Annotated in this window: 1 protein-coding gene; it reads left to right on the forward strand. The window is 57.1% G+C overall.

The features are described from left to right. Window positions 1-378: TIM-barrel domain-containing protein (locus C480_RS19890; RefSeq protein ID WP_006667452.1), on the forward strand; the 378-nt coding region annotated here is incomplete at both ends.

Here is a 378-nt window from a genome sequence, read left to right on the forward strand (position 1 = left end):
GGCGGCTTCGCCGGCCGACCCTCGCCAGAGCTGTTCAAGCGCTGGATTGAGCTGGGCGCGTTCATCCCGTACTTCCGGAACCATACCGACACGCACCGAAAGTCCGACCAAGAGATCGACATGCGCAACCAGCATCCCTGGACATTCGGCGAGGAGGCTGTCGAGATCAGTAAGAAGTACATTGAACTGCGCTACCGACTGATGCCGTACCTCTACAACGAATTCGAAGAATCCGCCAAAACTGGCAAGCCGATCCAGCAGCCGCTGGTCTACCACTTCCAGAACGATTCGGACACTCGGGATATCACTGACCAATTCATGTTCGGCGACAACATAATGATCGCACCGGTCGTCGAGCAAGGCGCAACTTCGCGCGAG

The organism is Natrialba aegyptia DSM 13077, from assembly GCF_000337535.1.
In the GTDB taxonomy this organism is placed as follows: domain Archaea; phylum Halobacteriota; class Halobacteria; order Halobacteriales; family Natrialbaceae; genus Natrialba; species Natrialba aegyptia.